Annotated in this window: 5 protein-coding genes and 1 pseudogene; 3 read left to right on the top strand and 3 right to left on the bottom strand. The window is 69.5% G+C overall.

Annotated features, from left to right (window positions below; genetic code table 11):
• Positions 1–111: 111 nt before the first annotated feature.
• Entirely contained in the window at positions 112–948 is an 837-nt protein-coding gene (locus ACZ7IB_RS48665) for an alpha/beta fold hydrolase (protein ID WP_470921767.1), read from the bottom strand.
• Positions 945–1,538 (bottom strand): TetR/AcrR family transcriptional regulator, encoded by a 594-nt coding sequence (locus ACZ7IB_RS48670; protein ID WP_470921769.1) that lies wholly within the window; start codon positions 1,536–1,538, stop codon positions 945–947. The genes ACZ7IB_RS48665 and ACZ7IB_RS48670 overlap by 4 nt, the downstream gene beginning before the upstream one ends.
• Before the next feature lie 909 nt (positions 1,539–2,447).
• Here ACZ7IB_RS48670 and ACZ7IB_RS48675 point away from each other — a divergent pair.
• Entirely contained in the window at positions 2,448–2,726 is a 279-nt protein-coding gene (locus ACZ7IB_RS48675; protein WP_470921771.1) for an SHOCT domain-containing protein, read from the top strand.
• Between the two features lie 138 nt (positions 2,727–2,864).
• Positions 2,865–3,059 (top strand): annotated as a pseudogene (locus ACZ7IB_RS48680) (ATP-binding cassette domain-containing protein); the annotation flags it as partial.
• A 47-nt stretch (positions 3,060–3,106) separates the two neighbouring features.
• Here the strand turns inward: ACZ7IB_RS48680 and ACZ7IB_RS48685 are convergent.
• Positions 3,107–4,237: a site-2 protease family protein gene (locus ACZ7IB_RS48685; RefSeq protein WP_470921774.1), complete on the bottom strand. Its 1,131-nt coding sequence runs from the start codon at positions 4,235–4,237 to the stop codon at positions 3,107–3,109.
• Positions 4,238–4,474: 237 nt separating this feature from the next.
• Here ACZ7IB_RS48685 and ACZ7IB_RS48690 point away from each other — a divergent pair, with 237 nt between their 5' ends.
• Positions 4,475–4,648 (top strand): hypothetical protein, encoded by a 174-nt coding sequence (locus tag ACZ7IB_RS48690; RefSeq protein WP_470921772.1) that lies wholly within the window; start codon positions 4,475–4,477, stop codon positions 4,646–4,648.
• Positions 4,649–4,738: the final 90 nt, after the last annotated feature.

Below are 4,738 nucleotides of genomic sequence, written 5' to 3' on the forward strand. Positions count from 1 at the left end.
CCCCGGCCGGACACCCCAGTCGTCACCCTCGTCGGACCCACCAAACCAGCCCCAACCTCCCGGAAAAAGACCTAAATCACCGGTATTGGGTCTAGACGGGTCTAGACGGGTCTAGACGCGGAGTGCCTTGCGAAGGAGTTCGCCGAACTGGGCGGGATGCGTGGTCAGGCCGATGTGGCCGCCGGGGAAGTGCAGCAGTTCCATGCCGAGACGCTCGGCCAGGAGAGCGGCCGGACGGTAGGCCAGCTCGCCACGTGAGTCCTGGCCGCCGGCGAGCACGAGCTGATCCGACAGCGCCTCCAGCCGGTTTATGTCCGGGGTGTAGGACATGAAGCTGGGAACAATGCGCCCGCCGAAGTACGGCAGGTTGGCCATCGTCTGTTCGGCCCTCGCCGCCGCCCGCGGCGGAAGCTCGATCTCGGCCTTCGGCTCGGTGGTGTCGCCGTCCTTCTTCAGTCCCGCGGCGAACGCGGCCATCGCCGGCATGAGCCCTTGCGTGCGGAACGTCTCCTGCACACGCGCGATGAGCTCGCGATGGTCGGCGGCGTCCGGCAGGACCATTACCGCCGGGGGCTCGTGTGCCACGACGCGTTCGACGCGTTCGGGATGGGCGGTGAGCAGGTGCAGAGCGGCGATCGCGCCCGAGCTGGCGCCGAACACGCGGGCGGGCTCACCGGGCGACAGCAGTTCCAGCATTCGGAACGCGTCGTCGGCGTGTTCGGCCACGCTCTGCTCGGCCTCGGGGTCGTCCAGCGTGCTTCGGGACATCCCGCGCGGGTCGTAGGTGGCGACCGTGTATTCGGCCGCGAGGTCATCGGCGAGGTCGTCGAAGGAGGCCGCGCCGCCTGTCCCTCCGGGGATCAGCAGCAGGAGCGGGCCGTGGCCGCGCACTTCGTAGTGCAGAGTCGCGCCGTTCACGCGCAGGCTGCCGGTGGTCGGGGCGGTCATGAGGACTCTCCTTCTCGGGACGGGGGCCAGTGCTCCAGGAGGGTGTGCAGGGCGTCGAGGGCGCGGACCCAGGAGTGCTGCGGCGAACGCTGGTGCGCGAACCCGCCCGCGGCCTCCAGGGCGACGAACCCGTGGAAGGTGCTGCGCAGCAACCGGACGGCGTCGGTCAGGTCCGGCTCGGCCAGTCCGTAGCCGCGCAGCATGCCGTAGGTCAGCTCGACCGCGCGCCGCGGTCCGGGCGCGTTGGCGGCCAGCTCAGGGTCGATCTGGATCGGGGTCTGCGTTGCCATGTAGCGGCCCGGATGCCGGTGGGCGTACTCCCGCCAGGCGTTGGCGAACGCGACCAGCGCGTCCTTGCCCGAGCATCCGGCGGTCGCCTCCGCGATACGGATGGTCTTCTCGTCCGCCGCGAGCAGCGCGATCCGTCCGCGCAGATCCTCCAGGCCGCGGACGTGCGTGTAGAGGCTCGCATCCTTCACGCCGAGCCGCCGCGCCACCTGCGACATGGTCACCTGGTCGAGCCCCACCTCGTCCGCCAGCTCGGCGCCCGCGACTGTCACCCGCTCCGCCGTCAGCCCTGCCCGCACCATGCGCCCTCCACATCATCCTAGGGCCTCTAGGTTAAACCTAGAGGCCCTAGGAATGGCAAACGGGAGGCGCCGTCACGCAGGTAACGCTGTTGCGGATGGCTCCCCCGCAAACTCCGCTGCCGCCGGCCCTCCGGCGCCGCCCCGAGTCGGAGGTCGGCCTCACTACCCGACCGAAACCGCGAACGGGCGAAGCTCTGCGTCGGATGGCCGACCCCATCGGGTACCAACGCGCTCGGTTGCCTCGTCCGGCGCGACTACTACCGCTCACGCCGGAAGGCACGGCAGCGCTGACAGTACGGGCACCCTTATCACCTCGGACTCACCGATCACCATGTACTCGATGGTGACCTGTTCGCCCGGGACTTCCGGGAGGCGCGGACAGCCCAGGTCGTCGATTTCTCGCCCGGAGGCTGCCGGTCGAGGTCGATCGCGCCGCCCCGCCCCCGCCCCAAGTGACAGGGCTCGCATGGCGTACGCGCGTGCCTCGCCGTGCAAGGCGGCGTCCAGGTTCGCGTGGCCGGGCCGAGCGGACCTTGGGCAGGCCCACTGTCACCTGGACGGGGGCCGGGATGTTGCCCTTCCCGGTGCTCACCACGTTCAGTGCCTGCGGAACGCGGCAGCGTGGCTCGCCTCGTCCGGCGGCGGTGCGCCGCTGCTTCAAGTCCTCACCCGGAGGCGATCGCGGAGCTCACCAGCTTGCTCGCACCTGGCGACAGCATGCCCTGAGTCTGTCCGGGCGACGCTCGGGGCATGGGCGGCGGTACGGCGACCGCGCGCAGCGATCGATCTTCCGGCCGCAGGCATGAGCCCCCCGGCCGTTCGGCCCAGCACCGGGAAGCAGGCTCCCGATTTCCGTCGAAGGCGTTTCCGACCCACGTTGGAATTGGGGAACCAAGGGAAGTGATCGGCATGATGTGGTACAGCGGCGGATGGGGCTGGGGCGGCTGGATCGTCATGGCCGTGGTCATGGTGCTGTTCCGGGCACTGGCGATCGCGGGCATCGTTGCCCCTGTCCACTACCTGACCAGCGGCCACCGTGGTCACCGGCCTGGCCCGCCTCCTTCCTCCGGCGACCATAGGTGGGGAAGCAGGCAAGCAGAGGACCTGCTCGCCGAGCGGTTCGCCCGCGGAGAAATCGACGAGGACGAGTACAAACGTCGCCTGGCACTGCTGCGGGAACAGCGGTGAACGCGGACCGCAGATGCCCGATGTGGCTATTCCTGGCCGGTGCCGCCGCCGCGCTCCTGCTGGACGTTGCGACGACAGCGCCGTTGGCCACTACCGGCGCTTTCCGCAGTCCACATCCCGCCATCTGGCGGGGTGTCGCTGCTCGACGGCGACACTTCCGAGGACGCCGCGATGATCGAGTCGATGCTCACCGCGGTAGACGCCACCGACCTGACCGACCGACCCTTCGACCGCCTCTCCGGCAGCGAGCGCCAGCGCGTGCTCATCGCTCGCGCCCTCGCCCAGCAGCCGTCACTGCTCGTGCTCGACGAACCGGCCAACCACCTGGACATCCCGGCCGAAGGCGTCCCAGCACCGACGACGCTGCGGGGCAAACAGGCTCAGTTGGGCCCTTGGCCCCCCAGTGTGTGCCGCTGGATCAGCCGTGAAATGTCCTTCGCGGTGACGATCCCCACCAGATGGCCCCCGTCCACAACGAGAATGCGCAGGCCAGCACCCGGGCGCAGCTTGTCGAGAACCTCACCCAGAAGATCACTCGGGGCGGAAACCGCACACTGTGACAGCGGGATCGCCACCTCGCGCACGCGCAGCGCCTCCCGGCGCGCTCCCGGTATCCGGGCAAGGTTGCGTATCTGAACGATCCCGCTGGGACGGCCTTCGAAATCGAGCAGCGGCACGGCGGAATGCCGGGAGTTCACCGCCACCTCGTCGATGAAACGCCGGATGGTCAGCCAGTCGGCGCCGGTGGTCACCGGGCTGGACATGGCATCGGCGACCTTGACGCCCCGCAGTCCCGTGTGGATCACGGCGCGCTGCCGTTCGGCGCCGGCGACGACTGTGATGAAGAGACCGACGAAGACGAGCCACAGCCCGCCCGGCACCCCGCGCAGAAAGGAGATCCAGCCGAAGGCCATCAGCAGCCCGCCCACGACCTGACCGCTTCGGGAGGCCGCCCGATCCGCACGTTCCCGGTCTCCGGTACGCCACCACAACAGCGCCTGCACCACCCTTCCGCCGTCGAGCGGCGCAGCGGGAAGCAGGTTGAATACACCCAGGAACAGGTTCGCCCAGCCGAGCCACACCAGAACGGCGGCAGGCACCGCCCAGCCGGACAGCGCGTACAGCCCGATTCCCGCTCCGAGCGCGGTGCCTCCAATGGCCAGGCTGGTGAGCGGCCCGCTGACCGCCACCGCGAAAGCCACCGCGGCCGTCGGCGGCCGCCCCATCCGGGTCATCCCGCCCAGCGCCCACAGCGTCACATCCTGTACCGCGATCTTCTTCCTGCGGGCAGTCACAGCGTGTGCCGTCTCGTGGAGCAGGAGGCTGCCCATGAGCAGTACGGCTCCCACGGCACTGGCGAAGGTGTAAACCGCATCCGAGCGCCCCGGAGTCCATGCGGGGAGGGTCTGGCGGCCAAGACCGTACGCGAACAGGACCACCAGCAGGGGCACGCTCCAGTGCATCCGCAGTGGTACCCCGACAACTTGTCCGACACGGACCGAGCCGTTCATCGTCGTCTCCCGCCGGCTCGGCACCCAGTTCACCGGACAGGCCCTCGCGACCTGACTCCATGAACCGACCAGCACGGCACCCACCCACAATTGTCGCTCTCGGAATCTCCCGCAGTCGGCCAGGGCCCAGGACGTGTTCCCTCCTCAGTTCCGTGGACTCCGTTCAGCGCGTCGCTGCGCGGACACGGTCGGGGGGAGCGGCAAGATCAGCTGCCGTGCACCGAAGAGGCCGTGCTGATGGCCGACCGGATCGTCGTGCTCGGCTCCCGCCCCTACAGCACGATCCGCGAGACCGTCGGCGCCGGCCTGGAACGGCCACGCGACCGCAACGGCGCCGCCTTCGAAGAGCTGATCGACCGCATCATGACCGGGCGGGCAAAGGAAACCCGTACCCCCGGCCGGGTCGACTAGTGCCGCATCAGGCAACGTTTGCCCTGTCCACGACGGCGCGTAGGCGCCGGTGGTCGGCATGGCGGTTGCGCCAGATGATGTAGCGGCGGA

The organism is Streptomyces sp. NPDC037301, assembly GCF_055602785.1.

Coding starts and splice junctions, on each gene's coding strand:
- ACZ7IB_RS48690 (WP_470921772.1), top strand. CDS start 4,475: ATGGCCGACCGGATCGTCGTGCTCGGCTCCCGCCCCTACAGCACGATC.
- ACZ7IB_RS48675 (WP_470921771.1), top strand. CDS start 2,448: ATGATGTGGTACAGCGGCGGATGGGGCTGGGGCGGCTGGATCGTCATG.
- ACZ7IB_RS48685 (WP_470921774.1), bottom strand. CDS start 4,237: ATGAACGGCTCGGTCCGTGTCGGACAAGTTGTCGGGGTACCACTGCGG.
- ACZ7IB_RS48665 (WP_470921767.1), bottom strand. CDS start 948: ATGACCGCCCCGACCACCGGCAGCCTGCGCGTGAACGGCGCGACTCTG.
- ACZ7IB_RS48670 (WP_470921769.1), bottom strand. CDS start 1,538: ATGGTGCGGGCAGGGCTGACGGCGGAGCGGGTGACAGTCGCGGGCGCC.